Below are 20331 nucleotides of genomic sequence, written 5' to 3' on the forward strand. Positions count from 1 at the left end.
GAGCCGTCGTTTTTATGAACAGCCTCTGATAAAATTTTCGATGTCTACTCTTCTATCATCGTATTTTTTTGAGGAAATGTTGAATATTTTTCACATTATTCTGAGTGTTTTTTTATGATAATCAGCGAAAGATAGGCGTTTTCAAAATCCTCAGGACTCATGCTCAAAATCTCGTTGCCGAAAAAAGTTTTTTCATCAGGAAGGCTCGATTTTTGAACAAGCAGCGAATATTGAATCAAATCCATCTCGCTTAAAAGTGAAATTATTTCTTTTAAATGACGGCCCATTTTCATAAGGATTTTTGTTCCTTCGCCTTCCAATGCCGATTTTAACTTTGACTCCTTGAAAAACGAATCTGCGGGAAGCACGGTAAGAGGCTCGTTTTTTTCACACAAAGAGAGCCCAAAAGAAGCCGACGCGGAAGAAAAAGAATTGACACCAGCGATGAATTTGACTTCGAAACCAGCCTTTTTGACAATGGAAGACAGGCGGCCGGCAGTTGAATAAAGCGAAACATCGCCAATTGAGAGCATTGAAACATTTTTCCCTGATTTGAGAAAGTCTGCACATTCCGCGGCAATTTTTTCATATTCGGAATCGGATTTGGTCTTGCTGTCCGTCATTGAAAAAATGCACGGAATCAGCTTTTTGGTGGGCAAATCTATTTCATTTTCAAGAGATTTAATTGCATCAAGTGCGATTGAATTTCTTTCACTTTGCGGATAATAAATGACTTCGGATTCTTTCAAGACACGGACTGCCTGTAAGGTGAGCAACTCCGCATTTCCAGCACCGCAGCTCACAGCATAAAAGATTCCGGATTTTTTATTTTGAACAGTATTTGATTCTTTTTTCAACACAGAATGAGTATATCATATCCTTTAAGAAAAAAATCTACCAAAAATACATTTTCTGGCTTATACTTAAAGGCATGGCAGGAAAAAAATTACCAGGATTCGCTACGAAATTTGCGATTACAGTCTCAGTTTTGCTGCTTTCGGCAAATATTTTTCTTGGTTTTATGCTTACGGATACCTCCCGCTCAGCATTAAAAATTTTGATTCAAAACCGTATGCTCGACATTTCAAACACTGCCGCAGACATGCTGGACGGAGATATTCTCAAAAATCTCAAAGCAGAAGACAAGGGAAGCGAAGAATATCAAAAAATCAATGACACGCTCGCTTTTTTCCAAAATAATATCGACCTCAAATACATTTACTGCGTACACGATGACGGAGATAAACATTTTTCGTTTACAGTTGATCCTACTATCGAAGATCCGGGCATTTTCGGCGACCCAGTAGTATATACGGACGCACTTTATGCCGCGAGCAAAGGCAAGCCAAGCGTTGATGAAGAGCCTTATACTGATGACTGGGGGCGTTTTTACAGCTCATACAGCCCAGTATTTGATTCTGAAGGAAAAGTCGCGGGAATCGTAGCAGTTGATTTTTCAGCGCAATGGTACGATGAGCAAATTTCAAAGCAGACTCATTCAATTCTTTTCAGCAGCATGATTTCAATAGTCCTGGGCGTGCTTTTGGTTCTGATTGCAACAACAAGACTTCGAAGACAGATAAAAACCATCATTTCTGAACTTTCAGATGTCGCAAAGGATGTGGACGAACTCACACTGGAAATAAATCCCGATGCCGTTCAGGAACCCTGTGAAACCTTCCATAAAGATGAGGTGTCTGCCCTTGCAGCGCGGATTCATCAGGTACAAGAAGGGCTTCACACCTACACCCGGAACATTCATTCTCAGGCAAACAGCATGATTACAGCCCTTTCTTCCGAGTACAGAAGCGTCTATTACATCAATCTTGACGAAAATTCTGGAATCTGCTATCAGGCACATTCCCAGCTCGATAACGGGCTTCATCAGGGGGAGCAATTTAAATACATTGAAACCTTTACGGCTTATGCAAATGCCTATGTTACCGAAAAATACCGCGCAGATTTCCTTAATTTCGTAAACCCGAACTCAGTTCGGCAGGCTCTAGAACATGAGAGAATCATCACTTTCCGCTACATGATAAACCGAAATGGAATCGAATCTTACGAAATGATGCGGATTGCAGGAGTGAGGCATCCAGAAGACCGTGATGACCATATTGTTCACGCAATCGGTCTTGGATTCACGGATGTTGATGCAGAAACACGGCGAACGCTTACACAAAGTCAGGCCCTCAGGGATGCACTTTCAGCCGCAGAAAGCGCCAACAGTGCAAAAACGGCCTTCCTTTCAAACATGAGCCACGAAATACGCACCCCGATGAATGCAATCATCGGTTTAAACAGAATTGCCCTCAGCGACCAAACTATATCGAGCGAAACCCGTGAATATCTCGAAAAAATCGGCACATCTGCGGATCATCTTCTCGATATCATAAACGACATTCTTGATATGAGCAGAATTGAGGCAGGTCGAATGGTATTACGGGAAGAAGTTTTCTCTCTTTCCGAACTGCTTGAACAAATCAATGTAATGATTGGAAGTCAGTGCAAAGAAAAAAATCTTACATGGAAGCAGGAAATTCAAAAAAGCAGCTTCGATTACTATGTCGGCGATGACATGCGTCTAAAAGAAATCATGATTAATATCCTTGGAAATGCGGTAAAATTCACACCTGAAGGCGGCGAAGTCAGTTTCAGCGTTGAACAAATCCAGCATTATGACGGAAAATCAGTATTCCGCTTTGTGATTAAAGACACGGGAATTGGAATGAGTCAGGACTTTCTCTCAAAACTTTTCGATCCGTTCAGTCAGGAAGATTTTTCGACAAAAACAAAATATGGAAGCACTGGTCTTGGAATGTCAATCACAAAGAGCATTGTCGAAATGATGAACGGCGAAATTCAGGTAGAAAGCCAAAAAGGTAAAGGCTCAACATTTACCGTCACGCTTACACTTACAGATTCAGACAAGCAGAATTGCGAATCAGAAGAGCAAGATAAACTTCAGGATGAAACAAAAAATAAGGCAGATTTAAAAGGAAGGCATATTCTTGTCGCTGAAGACATGGATGTAAACGCAGAGATAATTCTTATGGTTCTTCAGATTAGGGAAATGGAAGCAGAGCGTGCACAAAACGGAAAAATCGCTGTCGAAAAATTCAACGGAAAACCAGAAGGATATTACGACGCGATTCTTATGGATATGCGAATGCCAGAAATGGACGGACTTGAAGCCACAAGGGCAATTCGTGCCCTAGACAGAAAAGATGCAAAAACTATTCCGATTATCGCACTTACGGCAAATGCCTTTGATGAGGATGTTCAGAGAAGCCTGCAATCAGGATTAAATGCACATCTATCAAAACCAATTGATGCAGAACTTCTCTACGAAACGCTTGAAAGGCTTATAGAAAATTAGGGGAGCACAGATTAACACTTAACGCGATTAATCCGCACTCCCCATCAAATTACAGGATTAGATTTTCAGGAACTGCCCCATACTATCGTCCGTGGCAATTTTTGTATTTTTTCCCCGAGCCGCATGGACACGGGTCGTTACGGCCAACTTTTGGGCCACTTCTTACGACAGTGACGCTCTGACCGGTGCTTGCTCCTGCCATTGTACGGCTTGCGGCAGCCTGAGCGTTTCTTGTCATTGCTTCACCCCTGCCCTGTGCCGCAGCTTCGCTCATGCTCTGTGCTTCAGAATGCTGTGCATTACCTTGCAATGCCTTTCGCTGTGGTTGCTGAACAGGATTAATCTGGATTCGAACCTTGAATACGCGGCCAGCGATTTCGATACGGATTTTTTCAATCATTGCATCGAACTGGTTAAAGCCGTCAATTTTGTATTCAGTAAGAGGATTTTTGCTACCATAAGAGCGCAAGTGGACTGCTTCACGCAATCCGTCCAAATATTCGAGCTGATCGAGCCATTTTCGGTCAATTGCCTGAATGTACTGATAACGGATGAACATATTGAACTGCTCGTGTCCGACCAGAGTTTCTTTTTCGGTGATGTCATTCTGCAAAAGCGAGAGAACTTTTTCTTCATGAAGCATTTCTGGAGGAAGCATTACGCCGAAATTATTCTTGATGTTCTCTGTGAGAACTTTGACTCCCTCACCCTTTTTTGTATGTGCAAAGTCATAGAACCAGTCGTTGAGGTAATCTCTGGCCGTTGCCATGATTCTTTCGCTCAAATTATCGTCTTCAAGAATTGAGTCACGCTGCTGATAGATGAATTCACGCTGCTCATTCAAAACATCGTCATAGTCAATCAAATTCTTACGGATTTCAAAGTTTCGCTCTTCGACTTTCTTCTGAGCCTTTTCGATTCCCTTTGTAAGCCATGGATGATAGATAGGTTCACCAGGCTCCATACCGATTTTTGTCATGATGTTCTTCATTCGGTCGCCACCGAACAAGCGCATCAAATCATCGTCCATGGAAATGAAGAATTTTGAGCGTCCTGGATCACCCTGTCGGCCAGAACGACCACGGAGCTGGTTATCGATTCGGCGTGATTCATGGCGCTCAGAACCGATTACATAAAGACCGCCGAGAGCTTTTACTTCCTCGTAGTCCTTGAGCCACTTTTCTTTTTCGGCTTTGACAGCTGCCTGATATTCTTCTGGAGATGCCTCTGTTCCGACCTTGCTCAATGCACGCTGCTCATAGCTTCCACCGAGCTTAATATCGGTACCACGACCAGCCATGTTTGTTGCGACAGTGACGGCACCTTTTGCACCAGCCTCTGCGATAATCAAAGCCTCGCGAGCGTGATTCTTTGCGTTCAAAACTTCATGCTTGATTCCGTTGCGTGTAAGGAGTGCCGAAAGATGCTCTGACTTTTCGACAGAAACTGTACCGACCAGAACCGGCTGTCCTTTTGTGTGAGCCTCACGGATTTCCTTAACGATTGCGTTCCATTTATCAGATTCATTGAGGTAAACTTCATCCTGCTCGTCAACTCGAGCGACAGGAAGGTTTGTTGGAATTACAACACAGTCGAGCTTGTAGATTTTCTGGAACTCGACGGCCTCAGTTGCAGCAGTACCGGTCATGCCGGAAAGTTTTGTGTACATTCGGAAGAAATTCTGGAATGTAACGGTAGCCATAGTGCGGTTTCGCTGAGCGATTTTTACATGCTCTTTGGCCTCGATTGCCTGATGCAAACCGTCTGAATAGCGGCGGCCTTCAAGGATACGACCTGTGAATTCATCGACAATCTCAACTTTGCCGTCACGGACTACATATTCGTCATCTTTATTATACAAACGGTGAGCGCGGATTGCCTGAGTGAAGTAGTGAACATATTCAAAGTTCTCTTCATCGAAAACAGTTGTTTCAGGAGCAATCAAATTATGCTGATGAAGGATTGAATCGATTTTGTTCATACCCTTGTCAGTGAAAGAAACGCGCTTTGATTTTTCATCGATTTTGTAATCACCTTTGAGCGCAGCCCGCTCTTCTGGAGTCATTTCGACTTCATCATAGTAGTCGTCTGTTTTTGGGTCTTTTTCTGCTTCTTCGAACAAATCAACATATTTGTCAACTTCGTAGAATTTGAAAGTATCGTCTTCGCCGGCACCAGAAATGATGAGCGGTGTTCGGGCTTCATCAATTAAGATAGAGTCAATTTCGTCAACGATACAATAGTTGAATCCACGCTGAACCTTGCGAGACATTTCAATCTGCATATTGTCGCGCAGGTAGTCAAAACCGAATTCGTTGTTAGTTCCGTATGTGATGTCGCAGTTGTAGTTTTCTTTTCGGACAGCGTTGTCCATGTTAGACAGAATCGTTCCTACAGTAACACCAAGATATGAGAAAACCGGGCGCATTGTGTTTGCATCGCGCTCAGCAAGGTAATCGTTTACGGTAACGACATGAACGCCCTTTCCGCTCAGTGAGTTGAGGTAAGCCGGAGCAACAGCCACGAGAGTTTTACCTTCACCAGTTTTCATTTCGGTGATTTTACCCTGATGTAGGTTGATTGAGCCCATGAGCTGAACGTCATAAGCACGCTCTCCACGCACGCGGAATGCAGCTTCACGACAGAGAGCAAACGCTTCCGGCAAAATATCGTCAAGAGATTCACCATTTGAAAGTCTCTCTTTGAAAATCTGTGTCTGTTTAGGAAAATCTTCTGGAGCAAGTGATTTTGCCCATTCTTCTTTTTCGTTGATTGCCTTTACGATTGGAATTAACTTTTTAACATCACGCTCATTCTGTGAGCCGAAAATTACGGATAAAACTTTGTCTAACATAGTTCTATAAATATAGCAAAAATGTCAGAAGTTAGCAATTAGCTATGCAGTTCCGAAATTCCGCTGCCAATCAGCTTGCTGTGACCGCCTGAAACAGGCTTTACTTCAATCCGCTGATCAATTTCTTCTATTACATCCTGCACATGCGTGATTATTCCGAGCATTTTTCCTTCTTTCTGAAGATTTTTTAGGGCATTGATTGCTTCGGTAAGAAGTTCGCCACTCAAAGTACCGAAACCTTCATCCAAAAAGAGTGAATCCACGCGCACATTACGGCTTGCGAACTCAGAAATTGCAAGCGCGAATGAAAGAGAAACAAGGAATTTTTCACCGCCAGAAAGATTTGTGATTGAACGAGGCTGCTCAAAATAGATGTCCTGAATCTCAAATTCCAGACTTCCCTGATTTTTCTGCACCAGTTTGTACCGGGATGTGATTCCGAAAAGATTCTTGTTCGCAATGGTCAAAAGAGAGTTAAACGCAAGGCTCTGAACGAAAACCGACAAATCAGCACCTTCCCTCATTCCTGCCCACTTATTCATCTGCTCCCAGACACCGAATTTTTCTTGAATTTTCTGATATTTTGCAAGAATTTCTTTTGAGCGGGTTTTATTCTGCTCGTTATTAACAAGCGCTGACTGAATTTTTACAAGCTCTTCACCACAAGCAGTTTTTTCGTTTTCGAGGGTAGTTTTTTCAAAATCAAGTTCTTCCCTTGAACGAGTCAAATTACTGTCAGATTTATAATCTTCGAGGGATTTTTTTGCATTTTCAAGACTGGTTTTTGCCTTTGTGAGCTTAGTTTTCAAGTCCTCACTTTTTCGCTCAAGTTCTGAAAAATCCGCGTCCGTCATGCGGCCATAAAGAAATTTTTCTTCGGAATCAAAACCATTTTCGTTCAATTTTTCAAAGAAAGCTTCTTCATCAGAACGAAGTTGAGGCTCTTTTTCATCAAGATTCTTTTCAAGCTGAGTTTTCTGTGCCTCAAGCCGGGATTTGTCGTCCTGTGCCTGATTCATGGCCTTCCCTGAATCTTCAAATGCCTTTCTCAAAGCAGAAATTCTATCATTACAGGCCGTTTCTTCTTCATCAGGCGATTTTTCACCAAAAAGCTCGTTCCGTTCTGACTGGAGTTTCTGCAAAAAAGACAGAGAATTCTGATATTCTTCGAGTGATTTATTGAAATTTTCTTCCTGAGCAGAAAAATTCTCTTTTGTAAGGGCAAGTTCGGCTTTTTTGGTCTGAAGTTCTCCATCAATTTGCCTGAGCAAAGACTCTTTTTCTTCCCATTCTTGGGATTTTTTCTGAAGCAGCTCGATTTTTGAAGGCAAATCCGCAAAATCAGCAATTTTTCCCCAAAAAGAAAGCGAATCGTTTATTTCCGAAAGAATCTGAATACAGGATTTTTTTGAATCCGAAAGATTGGACTCATTGTTTTTCAGTTCAGTTTTTAAGGATTCAAGACGAGTTCTGGCCGAATTCAAGTCAGATGTGAGTTGCTCATGACGCTCAGTTAAATTTGAACTTTTTTCAGCGAGATTTTTCGCTTTTAGCGAATCATTTTCAGAAAGATTTTCATGATTTTTAAGCGACGAATGATAAACTGAACCGCAGACAGGACAATTTTTTCCATCAGAAAGATTCAGGCGGAGAATTTTCGCAAAAAAAACAGCATCGGCAGAAACAAGGCTCTGAATTTCAGAATCAATTTTTTCAAGCTCCTGCTCAATTTTTTCTATTAAACTTTCAAGAGAAGCAAAATCCTTTTGAAGCTGAGATTCTTTTTTTTCAAGCTGTTCCTGATTTTTCAATGAAATTCCGGCAGACTTTTCCATTGTGCGGATTTTTGAAATAATCTCAGGCAATTTTTCATCATTTTTATTCTGAGTGATATAATCCGAGACCGAAATCGATTTTTCGTCAAGATTTTTTAATTCACTTTTCAGAAGTTCAATTCTTTTCTTTGCCTCAAAAGCAACCTTTTCCGATGATTTTTTGCGGTTTTCACATTCAAGAACTTTTGCCTTTTCGCTTTCAATCTGAACATCCTTTTCCCGCACGATTTTCCAGATTTTCTGACTTTCAACCAAGTCTTTTTCAGCAGTTTCAAGTTTCTTTCTGAAATCAGCTTCATTTTTTTTGGCAGAATCAAATTTTTCTTCAGCCTTGGCAATTAAATTCTTCAATTCTGCTATTTTTTGAGAGGTGTTTTTAAGTTCATTACGAAGACCGACAAGCAAAGCAAAGTCTTTTTCGCAGTTTTTTGCATTTTTTGCCACTAAAAGACGGTTTTCTTGAGGCGCAAACAGAGCCGTCTCGTTCTCAATGGCAGTCTTTATCTTCAAACTCTCATCATAAGATTTTTGGAGCCGGTCAAGTTCCTCAATTTGGGCAATTTCTTTCTGCAAAGCGGCAATTTTATTTTCAGAATCAGCAATTTTTTGTTTTAAATCAGATGATTTTTTCAAGAAATCCTTTTCAACTTCATCATCCATTATCAGATTTTCAACATTTTCTTTTTCGGACTTTATAAGCGCAAAAGATTTCTTTATATCGCTGAATTTTTCGGCAATTTTTTTACCGATTTCACGATATCGTTCTGTTCCTGTGAGTTTTTCAAGGATTTCAGCGCGCTCACGGCCATTGCTTTCCAAAAACGCACTGAATTCGCCCTGAGCAAGCATGATTGAGCGGCAGAACTGCTTGTAATCCAGCTGTATGATTTTCTGGGTCTCTTTTTCAAGATTTGAGCCGTTTCCCGAAGCCACAACTTCACTTGTTGCCGAAAACAATTCTCCTAAATCCAAATTGTCTGAATCAATCCGCGTAATTTTATAAGAAGTTTTCTGAAGTTTTCCTTCGGCCTTTCCATTCGCACGGTTTTGCTGAAATTCAGAAACAAAAGTTCCTTTTTTACAAGAATAGGTTACCTGTGCACGACAAAAGCCGGTTCCACGAGTCATGATTTCGTTTCCGCCCTCGCCATTGTTAATCGTCTCCAGGCGGGGAGTTTTTCCGTACAAGGCAAGTGTAATTGCATCAAGAATCGTAGTTTTTCCAGCACCAGTCGGGCCGTGAATTACAAAGATGTCATGATTTTTCGCATAGTCAGGATGAGTAAAATCGATTGTCCATTTGCCTTTCAGGGAATTCAGATTTTCAAATTCAAGTTTCGTAATTCGCATCAGTTTTCTCCCGCCGCAATCTGCATGAAAAGAGGAAGGAATTTTTCTATGGCACGCTTTCCTTCTTCACTTTCGGCTTCCAGACCGGATTTTGAGAGAATCAGCTGCGTAAACACTTCTTTGTCATCAAGATTCTTTATCTCACGCATTTCAAATCCGCTGAATGAACTTGAAGAAAAGGCTTTTTCAAAATCAAGGACTTTCCAGCTCACAACACTTATATTTTCACCAAGATTTTGAATTGTTTCCGCCAGATATTCCTGCACATTCACTCCGATTTCCCGCTTATAACAAAGCTCAAGATACAAAGGCTTGGTTCCATTTTTTTCTCGTGAAAGAGCTTCAAGTTCTTCCTTAATTTTGGCCGGAGTTCCACTTAGTCTTTTATAAGTAACAATTCTTGGAGTTTCAATTTTTTCGACTTCAAGGCTGCATTTTTCACCAGCACAAGGATTCAAGTCAACGCAGAGAACATAATGAGGAATTTCCGCTTCGTCAAAGCCCATCACAAAAGGAGAGCCTGAATATCGTATCGCGGGATTTTTTGCGACCATTGTGGAATAATGAATGTGACCGAGCGCAACATAATCAGCAGGCGGGAAAACAGAAACCGGCACATTACCCAAAGTTCCAAGAACATCAAGGACTTTTACACCGTCATCGCTTTTTTCATTAGATTTTTTTTCTGAAAGCCGTCCTTCGAGATTTGCGGCATACAAATGCCCTGTAGCTACAATCGGAATGTTCCGCCCGTCACGCAGTTTTTCGGCCTCATTAAAGACCTGAGTATATATTTTTTGATATGCAATATTATATAAATCAGAATCAGCAATCTTTCGATTTTCAGCAGATTTTTCTTCACCAGACTTCCAGACAAGATTGCGGAGTTCAAGTTCACGGATGAAAGGAAGTGCCATGCATACGCCAGAGACTTCATCATTACAATCTTTCAATTCAAAGCACATGTCAGACGGATTAAGATTATTGATGGAACCAACAACGCGGATATTCAACACATCAAGCAGTTCTTTAGCACAATCGAGCATAACCGATGAATCATGATTTCCGCCGACAATAATCACATTTTTACAGCAGGTGTCAGAAAGGGATGCAAGAAAAGTATAATAAAGACGCCGCGCTTCAAGAGGGGGATTTGCAGTATCAAAAATATCGCCCGAAACAATCAGAGCGGTGGCATTTTTTTTAATTATGAGAGATTTGAGGAAGCCGAAGAAAGCTTTGACTTCCTCTTTTCTGTCGATATCATGCATCTGATTGCCGAGATGCCAGTCAGCAGTATGAATAAAGCGCATCTGTCACCACAATCAGCATTTACTGCAATGGAGCAAAATAACCTGTCTCGTCACGGCCGCTTCGGTTCATTATGAAAGCCTCAAGTTCAACAGGAAGATACCGCTGACCAAAATCCGTTCCAAGGGATGATGTATATGAAAGGATATAAGAACCGGCTGGTATATCAATTATGTCGCTAATCATGCCAGAAAGACCTGTATCACGATAAACATAATATTCGCCGCCTTCCGTATGGTCACAAAGATAATTCAATTCGCTGTCGGCAGTGCCCTGAGCAAGAAGCAGATTGACAAAACCAATCGAATTGTTGTTCAGATAAGCGGTTAAATCAGAAAGGCCATACTTTGAGAATGCGAGCTGGCTCACCTTTCCGTCACCGATATAAACAATCGCACATTTTTTTGCTGCGTTTATGAGGGCATTTGAACACATTCGTACAGCGACATCCAGGGCAACATTTGAAGAAGCAGGATTTTTGAGATTTTTAAGCTTAAAATTGATTCCACCTTCAGGAGCACCTTCATATTCAATCAAAGGTACAGTTCCAGCACTTACGATTCGAAGAGTGCCCTTGTTGTTCATAGCCGCAGAAATCTCTTTGACAGCATTTTCCATGCTTTCTTCGTATCGTGATGAAGAAACGGAACGGTCAATCAAAAGAGTTATGTCTGCATAATCATTAACATAGGCAGAACCTTCAAGTTTGTAATCCATTACAGGAGATTTGTTTTCTGTAATGAAGAAATTGTTTTCTTTGAGACCAACGATGCTCTGACGAGAGCGGTTCTCAACTTTTACTTCAAGAGTGACCTTTGGGAATGAATCTGATATGACACGCTCAATCTGAACGAAAAGTCCGCCAACGACCTCAGAAAGCTTGGCCATTACATAGATTTCGTTTGAAGAAAAATCCGTTACGAGAATGTTTCCGTTGATGTCTGGAACGGCACTCGTGAGCCTTGAAGGAGCATTTCCTGAAGAAAGATTCTCAAAGAGAGAGCCTGTATCAGTATCGATTGAATAAACCTTGTTAGTATCGCAGATGACAAGATACTTTCCCCAGCGTTTCATTGCTTCGGGCTTTTTGAAAGTTTTGTTTTTGCAGAGAAGACCAAGATAGTTGCCGGATACATCAAATCTGTGAACGGCACCTGTAAGGCAATCAGCGACAAAGACAGAATTTTCGTAAACAGCGATTCCCGTTGGACCTTTCAGCCCCGCAAAATCATCAGATTTTTTTCCAAAGAAAAACAGAGGATTTCCCTCAGAATCAAAAACATCAACGCGGCTGTTTCCAAAATCACTTACATAAATGTTCCCGTCAGAATCTTCGGCCATATATTGAGGGCCAACCATTCCGCCAAGAGCACCGCCTTTTTTGCCAAAAGATTTTACGAAAGCACCTTTTGAAGTGAACATGGAAATTCTGTCACCAGCGAATTCACTGACGAGAAGATTTCCATTATGGAGGCGAATCAAATCCATAGGACGGTCAAATCCGTTGAAATATCCGCCGTTTCGGTCAATTACAAGACCGTTCAAGTCCATTTTTAAAAGTTCATTTGAACCGTATGACAAAAGCCACACCGTGCCGTCATTATTCGGCAAAACCGAAACCGGCTGACTGAAAACAAGATTGCCCTCTTCATTTTTGCCGTTATAGCTTCCGGATTCAGTGTAGCGGACAGGTTTATCAAGTGCCCCGCCAGCAAGCAGACGACGGTCACGAACAATTTCAATGCGGTTCTGCAAAAGAAGTCCGCCATATCCTTCGTTTGAAGCATACTGCCAGTGCTCAAGGGCAGCCCCTTCAATACCAGAACGATAATATGCCTTTCCGAGCCAGTCGAGAATAATCATCTCTTCGGGAAGATAAGAAAGAGCCTTTTCAAACTGAAGGATTGAGTCGTTGAATGCCCCTCGGTAATAAGCCTGAACACCACGGCGGAATTCCTGCTCAGCAAGACCTGAAGCCGCAGTCCTTGCACCGATTGAAGAGCGGGAATTTGCTTCTTCACTCTCAAAGGCACCACTCTGCTGTGCAAATACAGAAAATCCTGTAACAAAGAAGAGAATGGCAGTCGTTGCATTTTTTATTATTCGTTTTTCAATTTTCATTTTTTAACTTTCCTGCGCAATACGAAGATGTTCGGCAATTTCCTCGTTATCAGGCAACATTATGCGGGCCTGATTGAGATATTTGAAAGCATCTTCCATTAGTCCAAGCTTTAGGTAAACCCAACCTACACTGTCGAGACAGGCCGGAGAATTCGGCCGTTTGTCCAATGCACGCTTACAGAATGAAAGTGCCTTTGTCAAATCGCGATTTTCACAGGCAAGAACATATCCCATTCCGTTAAGAGCCGTTGCATTTTCCGGCTCAAGCTCAATAGCCTTTTTATAAAAATCAAGGGAACGCTCAATTTCATCCTGTTTCCAGGCAATATAAGCAAGAGATGAATAAACAGAGGCTGGTCGGTAGCCTGATTCAAGCAATTTGTTCAGCTCGAATTCAGCAAGCTTTTTTCGACCGCTGTTGGCATAAATTACCGCAAGAACATAACGGCACTGCAGAACACGCTCAAGTTCCGAGCCGCCCGTAACAACCTGTTCAAGATACAAAAGAGCGTCATTGTAACGCTCAAGCTTTGCATAGCACAGACCTATATAATATGCCATTTCAATATTATTGATTTCAGAATCATCTGGCAAAGAAAGGAAAAAAGCAAGCGCACCGTTGTAATCGGCATTCTTGTACATGCTTATCCCCTCTTTCAGAATGTCATTGTCAGCCATACGCCCTCCCGTAACAGCTAAGCAAAATTAAAATTTAAAGTCTACACCCTTGCCCGGCTTTTTTAACACAGGTTCAGCATAAACAAGCGAGACCGCAATCTTTCCGCTGCGTGCTATATTGTAATCAGAATCACTCTCTCCGGAAACAGAAATTTTACTGGTATTGCAAATTCCAAAAAATGAAGCATTATCACTGCCTTCTATTGAAACTTTGTCTCCGTAATCGCGCACGCATCCCGAAGCAAAAGCTGCCTCTTTATATGTATCGGCGGAAGTCGCATTGAGACTTACAAAAACATCACCCGAACACAAAGAAATCAGCTCGTCAAGGTTTTTCGCCGTAAAATCAGCCAAAGGCTTAAAATTGAACCCATGGTTCGCATAATCAAAAAATTCAGATTCAAGGCTCACGGCAATTCCCGGAACCCCCATAATGACCGCCTGACGGGCCGCAGCGCAAGTACCTGAATAAATCACATCAGTGCCCATGTTTGGCCCCGCATTGATTCCAGAAACGACCGCATCAAATTTAAATCCGAACAAAGGCGATGTGAAGGCACAAATCACGCAGTCCGCAGGCGTACCCGAACAAGAATAAGTAGATTCGCCATGTTTTTGAAAGGCAAGCCGTTTACCCAGGGTAATTTTACTTGAAACAGCCGACCTGTTAGAATCTGGAGCAAGAACATAGACATCACACACAGACTTTAAGGATTCAACAAGAACTTTCATTCCCTCGCCGTCAATTCCATCATCATTCGTAACAAGGATTTTTTTTCTTCTGGCGGCATTTAAGGTATTTTCTGAATTAAGAGACAATGTGAACTCCCTTTGCAGGCTCTACTTCGTAACTTGAAGTTTTGAAGCCGAAAATTTTTGTGAATTCGGAAAGTTTGTTGTTGAATTCGGGAACATCCTTTTCGTCGAGGATTGCATAAAGACAGCGGCCGAAGCCTTTACCGGTGATGCGCCCGCAATTAAAAGGATTTCGCGAATCATCGTTATTCGGATTGATTTCTGCAAGCCGTTTTAAAATCCAGTCGATTTCAGGACAAGAAATTTCGTATTCATCACGCATGTTTTCATGGCTGTGATTGACGGCCCGCGCAAATTGACCGAAAGATTTTTTGGCAAGCGCATCCCAGGCATCAAGAACATATTTATGCTCCATCATTACGCTGTGAAGCTTTTTATGAATCATCTCCGGGGCGACCGAAAGGACTAAATTGACTTCGTGAGGATTTTCTTCATAACGCCAGCCACCGCGAACATAAGACTTTCGCTCTTTTAATTCACCGATGAGAAGCGCGCTTTCAGGCTCACGGATTATATCTTCGTTCCAGATGCTGACTCTTGGAACTTTGGTATCAACAAGAATGATTTTTTTCTCAGGATAGTCGAACGGAATAAGCTCGCAATTCTTTGTCGCATGGTCCGTAAGAACCAGGGATTTTTCATCAGAGTGGATTGCGGAAAGAATGTCAGAGAGATAATTGTTTGTATTGAGGAAATGAAGGTTACCGTTGGCAATTGCCCTCAGGATCTGACTTTCATCACAATCAAAATGATGAAGTTCTTTTATTGCGTATGCAGAACCGACTTTGATTGCCGTGGTGATTCCGAAGCCAGCAGAAGGAAGGATGTCAGAATAAATCGTGAAATTCATGCCCCGGACCTCAAAACCAGCAGCATTGAATCCATAAATCATTGCCTTGATGGAATTTGCCCAGCGGTCTTCCTTGCGGAACTTCATGCCCATCATAGAAATCTTTTTGCGGTCTTTGAGCTGAGGAAAATAGAAATGAAAATTGTTATCGTCACGGGAAGAAACGGCCACATAAACAGGAATATTTATACCCATGGAAAGAGTCTTATCACGGAAAAACCAGGAATGTTCCCCGATAAGATGGAATCTGCCGGGAGTGCAGACAAGCACATCAGGCTGCTGACCGTATTCTGACTTGTGAATATCCTTTACTAGTTCCATATATCCCCCCACAAGTGTAATTGCTTTTTTAAATGCAACTTAATAGAATGATAACACAATGTCTCGATTTTTACAAATTTTTTGTACGCTTCTGTCAGCATTACTTATTGCGGCAGCCATTCCTAATGAATTACTCAAATTTGGCTCACCACTCATCGGTCTTTTTGCACTCTATCCTTTCTATATAGCTATCCGACGCTCAAAAAGCCTGCCAGAAACATTTATTCTCTGTTTTCTACACGGCGCCGTCGCACATCTTCTTTCAAGTTTCTGGCTCGGAAATTTTCCCGGTTTCGCAATTTTCACGCTCGGCGCCTCTGATTTGGGCACTGGCTTCTTTGAGGGATTTTTCGCACTGGCGTTTTACTTTCCTGTTCTTTTTGCATCAAAATCTTACCGTCTTCAGGAACTGGCAGGGAACAAGGCATTTGCCATTCCATTCAGAATTTTCTGGTTCTCTTCTATATATATAATCTGGGAATACTGCAAGTCAACAGGCTTTCTCGCCTATCCATGGGGCACGCTCTCAATGACAGCTTACCGCTGGGAATCACTCACACAGATTGCAGACATCACCGGTGTTTACGGAGTCACTTTCCTTTTTGCGCTTTTTTCTTCAATCATGGGCGAAGGCACCCTTCTTCTTTCAGAAATTTCAAATTCCCGTCAAGGTAAAATTCGATTTTCTTCATATAAAACGGCATGTTTTACCTGCCTTGCACTTTTTGCAATTTCCTTTGCGTATGGAATCCATCAGCTTTCAAAAGAGATTTACCCTGAAAAACTGATGAACACAATTCTCGTTCAGCAGAACCGAAATCCGAACCGCCGCGACGAAGAAGAAAACATCACGCTAGCACAAAAAATCACACAAGAAAAACTGGATGAAATCATCAAAAAGGGTGAAAAATGCGATCTCGTTGTATGGAGTGAAGCCGTTCTTTCAAAACGGTTCCCAATCGCAGAAACCTATTACAATTTCTATCCATCAGAAAATCCACTCATCAAATTCATAAAGAATAACCACACGCCCTTCATTATCGGTGGTCCAATCATCTTCAACGACGAGCTGCATGAATACGGAAATTCCGCACTTCTCTTCGACAAGAGCGGCAAATTTTCAGGCTCATACACAAAGATGCACCTCGTTCCTTTTGCGGAAGCCATTCCTTTCAGGCAGTATGAACCCGTCCGCCGTATAATCAAGGGCATGATAGGATTCTCTTACGGCTGGACTCCAGGAAAAAAGCCTGTTCTCTTTGAAATTCCGCTTGAATCAAAACTTCAGCCCGAAAAAGCATTCGATATCATCTCAATCATGCCGGACAAGAAAAAAAAGCAGGAAGAACCTCTCAAAAGCGTGATTATCTCAACACCAATCTGCTTTGATGATTCAGCACACGAAGTCTGCCACGCACTCTACCACTCTGGAAGCGAAGTTTTCGTTAACATCACAAACGATTCCTGGTCAAAGACCGATTCTGCCGAAATTCAGCATTTTGTTGTCGCGCATTACCGCTCAATCGAATACAGAACGACCACAATCCGCGCCGCAAATGCAGGATACACCGTCGTCATTGATCCAAAAGGCAAAGTCATTGCTGATTTACCGCTCTTCAAAGAAGGCGCACTGACTTACAAAGTGCCTGTTTACAAGCGAGAAATGACAATTTATGCCCGCTTAGGTGACTGGCTTCCATATTCGCTCCTCATGCTTGTTTTCGCATACATCGCAGTTGTAGTAAAACACAAAAAAGAAGAAGAATTTGCCGCACGAAAAATCGAAACAACGCTCTTACCGCACAGAATCGAATGGTACGAACTTCTTGAAAGAGTTATGGCAGTCTACGACCGAGATTTCGCTATTGACTGGAACAACTGGAATATGTAGAATTGTCAACATCTTTAATAAAAGAAGGTTAACAATCCATGCAAAAACGAAAATATGTCTTTTCAGCGCTGTTCGCCGCACTCATCAGTATCGGCTGTGTAATAGCAATCCCGCTTCCGGGCGGAGTTCCTGTCACCGTACAGAATATGTTCAGCATTCTCGCAGGTGCAATTCTCGGAAGCTTTTACGGTGCAGTTTCAGTTCTTATATGGCTTACGATTGGTGCCGTTGGAATTCCGGTCTTCGCAAACGCACACGGTGGAATCGCAATCATTCTTGGACCAACAGGCGGTTACATGCTCGGTTACGCACTCGCCTCGCTTTTTCTGGGGCTAATGCTCGGAAAACCAAATCTTACCGAAAACAAAAAGGACATTAAATTTCTCGCAAAAATCGCCGTATTCTCACTTTTAGCATATGCTTTAGTCTACTTGCCAGGAATTCCGTGGTTCATGCATGTCATGGCCGGCAAAGGAAAGCCCGTTTCATTCACGGCGGCATTAAAACTGACATTCATTCCGTTCATTCCGGGGGATTTAATCAAATGGCTTGTCACGATTCCACTTTCAGCAGCAATAAGACCTGTCGCAGCAAGATATCTGGAATCTGAAAATTAAAACGAAGAGCCTTTTTACGCAATAATGAAAACAATAATAAAACTTCAAAACATTTCAAAGACATTCCCATCAAGCTCTCCAGACGGAAAACCGAATGCAGCCATCTCGAACATATCGTTTGAAGTCGAAAAAGGCTCTCTTACAATTGTCGGCGGAGCCAATGGCAGCGGAAAAAGCGTTCTCATGATGCTGATTTCAGGCCTCATGAAGCCCTCAACAGGGAAGATTGAAGTCGATTCAAAACCAGGTCTTGTCTTTCAGGACGCTTCCATGCAGATTTTAGGTGATACAGCCCGCGAAGATGTTTCTGTTGGTCCAAAGAACCTGAAATTCAGCAAAAAAGAAATTCCGCAAATTGTAGAAGAATCCCTCAAAAGCGTGCATCTGCTCGAAAAAGCCGACTTTCCGGCAGAATTTCTTTCAGGTGGCGAAAAAAGACGGCTCGCGGTAGCATCAATCCTTGCAATGAAGCGGGAAATCATCATTTTTGACGAACCTTACGCAAATCTTGACTACCCTGCCGTTTGCGATGTAAACCGTCTCCTAAAAGAACTTCACGATGAAGGCAAAACAGTAATCCTTCTGACTCATGAACTCGAAAAATGCCTCGCACTGGCCGACCATTTCATAATCCTCCAGAACGGAAAGCTCGTTTTTGACGGAAAGCCGGAAGAAGCGTTAAAACTCCCGCTGGAAAAATGGTCAATCAGAAACCCTCTCGCCCGCTACGAAAGCGTAAGTGATTTGGTATGGAAATAAGAAACATGGATGCCAATTTCTTTCATTATAAAGTTCAGCGCACTTTCCTGCATACTCTTTCACCGGCACTAAAGATTCTTCTGATTCTCGTGCTTGCACTGCTTGCGTTCTATCTTCCTGTCAGAATCTGCATTTTCGCTTACCCGGTTTTGATTCTTTTTTCAGCAATTTTTCTCAAATTCAGCGTCTCAGAGATTTTCTCCGATGCAAAACCCACGCTCGCGTACATGATTCTTCTATATATTGCGGGCCTTATCCTGAATCTTTCAAATCACTTTTCTTCAATAAATTTCCCAGCAGAATCATGGGAAGATGTTTACGCAGGGATTTCAAAGATTTTCATTCCCAACCTGACATACCTTCCGCTGCTTGCTCATCTTGCGCTCTCACTTGAAATCACATCGATTTTCTACAGGACGACCAGTACAGGCCAATTCAAAGACGGATTTTCTTCAATAGAGATGTTTTTAACACGAAAGGATTCTGCTCCGCTCTCAGACACGCTTGCGCTGGCAATTTCTTTCATTCCAAGAATCTCAACTTTCTGGAACAGGCTTGAACGGGCATGGATTTCCAGAGGCGGAAAAGATTCCATTTTTAAAGCGATTTATCTTTTTCCAAAACTTTTTCATGTCTCATTACGGGAAGGCTACGAGAAAACTCTTGCAATTCAGAATAGAAGTCTGTAGAGTTAACTATTAAGGAAGAAAAAGATGAGATGTCCATATTGCGGAAGCCTTGATGACAAGGTGCTTGAATCAAGAACAATGGCCAACGGTGAATCTATCCGCCGCCGCCGGGAATGTGTCAGCTGCGGAATGCGCTTTACAAGCTATGAGCGTATTGAAGAAAAGCCTTTTATGGTCGTAAAGCGTGACGGCCGAAGACAACCCTTTGACCGCACAAAAATCGAAAAAGGTATCGAACGCGCACTTGAAAAACGACCAGTTTCATCAAGCACAAAAGACAACATTATAAATGACATAGAAGATGCGGCATTCATGAAGGGCAAGTCCAGCCGTGAAATTTCAACTACTGAACTCGGTGACATCATTCTCGAAAGGCTTCATGATGTGGATAAAGTTGCCTACATCCGATTCGCATCCGTTTACAGAAATTTTGAGAATTTGGACGAATTCATCAGCGAAGTTAAAAAGCTAAAAAAAGCAAAAAACAGTGAATCCGTAAAATCAGAGCCAAAAAACGAAAAAAAATAAAGAAAAAATCAATTTTTTCGTCATCAGGCACTTGACATTATCCCATCAATTACATAAAATAGATACATCTTTTGGGGGCATAGTCCAGCTGGTAGAACACCGGACTCATATTCCGTATGTCATAGGTTCAAGTCCTATTGCCCCTACTTTTTAGAACCCACGCTATTTGATAGTGTGGGTTTTTCTTTTTATACGATATATTTTTTATGGACTTGAACCTACGCTTCAAGCGGTTCAGGCATAGCCTTCACCGAGACTCGTCTAAAAACTTGCCTCGCAAGTTTTTTCGCTTCGCGACCGACTCGCTACCTATTGCCCCCTGCTTACTTAAA

At 42.1% G+C, this 20331-nt stretch carries 14 protein-coding genes and 1 tRNA gene; 7 read left to right on the forward strand and 8 right to left on the reverse strand.

Annotation, left to right across the window (positions count from 1 at the left end):
• Positions 1-95: 95 nt before the first annotated feature.
• Entirely contained in the window at positions 96-860 is a 765-nt protein-coding gene (locus Q0Q74_RS01425; protein ID WP_294427798.1) for a precorrin-2 C(20)-methyltransferase, read from the reverse strand.
• A 71-nt stretch (positions 861-931) separates the two neighbouring features.
• On the opposite strand from Q0Q74_RS01425, the gene Q0Q74_RS01430 reads away from it, so the two are divergent.
• Positions 932-3379, forward strand: coding sequence for an ATP-binding protein (locus Q0Q74_RS01430; protein WP_294427801.1), 2448 nt, complete (start codon positions 932-934; stop codon positions 3377-3379).
• Between the two features lie 82 nt (positions 3380-3461).
• Here Q0Q74_RS01430 and secA read toward each other — a convergent pair whose 3' ends face one another.
• Genes secA through Q0Q74_RS01465 form a run of 7 tightly spaced genes read right to left on the reverse strand, consistent with a single transcriptional unit; the run spans position 3462 to position 15515 of the window.
• On the reverse strand, positions 3462-6233 hold the full coding sequence (secA, locus tag Q0Q74_RS01435; protein WP_294427802.1) for a preprotein translocase subunit SecA: 2772 nt from the start codon (positions 6231-6233) through the stop codon (positions 3462-3464).
• 38 nt (positions 6234-6271) lie between these two features.
• Complete coding sequence (locus tag Q0Q74_RS01440) at positions 6272-9418, reverse strand: AAA family ATPase (RefSeq protein WP_294427804.1); 3147 nt, start codon at positions 9416-9418, stop codon at positions 6272-6274.
• Positions 9418-10731, reverse strand: a complete 1314-nt coding sequence (gene sbcD, locus Q0Q74_RS01445) for an exonuclease subunit SbcD (protein WP_294427805.1) — start codon at positions 10729-10731, stop codon at positions 9418-9420. The genes Q0Q74_RS01440 and sbcD overlap by 1 nt, the downstream gene beginning before the upstream one ends.
• Positions 10732-10750: 19 nt before the next feature.
• Positions 10751-12850 carry a hypothetical protein gene (locus Q0Q74_RS01450; RefSeq protein ID WP_294427806.1) on the reverse strand — a complete coding sequence of 700 codons (2100 nt, stop codon included), beginning with the start codon at positions 12848-12850 and terminating at the stop codon, positions 10751-10753.
• 3 nt (positions 12851-12853) lie between these two features.
• The gene (locus tag Q0Q74_RS01455; RefSeq protein ID WP_294427808.1) at positions 12854-13528 is read right to left on the reverse strand and encodes a tetratricopeptide repeat protein; all 675 of its coding nucleotides are present in this window, start codon (positions 13526-13528) and stop codon (positions 12854-12856) included.
• A gap of 27 nt (positions 13529-13555) precedes the next feature.
• Positions 13556-14347 carry a 5'/3'-nucleotidase SurE gene (gene surE / locus Q0Q74_RS01460; protein ID WP_294427810.1) on the reverse strand — a complete coding sequence of 264 codons (792 nt, stop codon included), beginning with the start codon at positions 14345-14347 and terminating at the stop codon, positions 13556-13558.
• A complete protein-coding gene (locus Q0Q74_RS01465) occupies positions 14337-15515 on the reverse strand; it encodes a galactokinase family protein (protein ID WP_294427811.1) in 1179 nt (392 codons plus the stop codon). Before Q0Q74_RS01465 ends, surE begins: the two co-directional genes overlap by 11 nt.
• Positions 15516-15573: 58 nt before the next feature.
• On the opposite strand from Q0Q74_RS01465, the gene lnt reads away from it, so the two are divergent.
• The 6 genes from lnt to Q0Q74_RS01495 all read left to right on the forward strand — a co-directional run bounded on the left by lnt (position 15574) and on the right by Q0Q74_RS01495 (position 20145).
• Positions 15574-17406 carry an apolipoprotein N-acyltransferase gene (lnt, locus tag Q0Q74_RS01470; RefSeq protein WP_294427813.1) on the forward strand — a complete coding sequence of 611 codons (1833 nt, stop codon included), beginning with the start codon at positions 15574-15576 and terminating at the stop codon, positions 17404-17406.
• Between the two features lie 38 nt (positions 17407-17444).
• Positions 17445-18023, forward strand: a complete 579-nt coding sequence (locus Q0Q74_RS01475; RefSeq protein WP_294427815.1) for a biotin transporter BioY — start codon at positions 17445-17447, stop codon at positions 18021-18023.
• Positions 18024-18044: 21 nt separating this feature from the next.
• The gene (locus Q0Q74_RS01480) at positions 18045-18782 is read left to right on the forward strand and encodes an energy-coupling factor ABC transporter ATP-binding protein (protein ID WP_294427982.1); all 738 of its coding nucleotides are present in this window, start codon (positions 18045-18047) and stop codon (positions 18780-18782) included.
• Positions 18773-19471, forward strand: coding sequence for a hypothetical protein (locus Q0Q74_RS01485; RefSeq protein WP_294427816.1), 699 nt, complete (start codon positions 18773-18775; stop codon positions 19469-19471). Before Q0Q74_RS01480 ends, Q0Q74_RS01485 begins: the two co-directional genes overlap by 10 nt.
• A 24-nt stretch (positions 19472-19495) precedes the next feature.
• Positions 19496-19999 carry a transcriptional regulator NrdR gene (gene nrdR / locus Q0Q74_RS01490; RefSeq protein ID WP_294427818.1) on the forward strand — a complete coding sequence of 168 codons (504 nt, stop codon included), beginning with the start codon at positions 19496-19498 and terminating at the stop codon, positions 19997-19999.
• Positions 20000-20072: 73 nt separating this feature from the next.
• A tRNA-Met gene (locus Q0Q74_RS01495) sits at positions 20073-20145 on the forward strand.
• Positions 20146-20331: the final 186 nt, after the last annotated feature.

The sequence above is a fragment of the uncultured Treponema sp. genome (assembly GCF_946187725.1).
Lineage (GTDB): Bacteria > Spirochaetota > Spirochaetia > Treponematales > Treponemataceae > Treponema_D.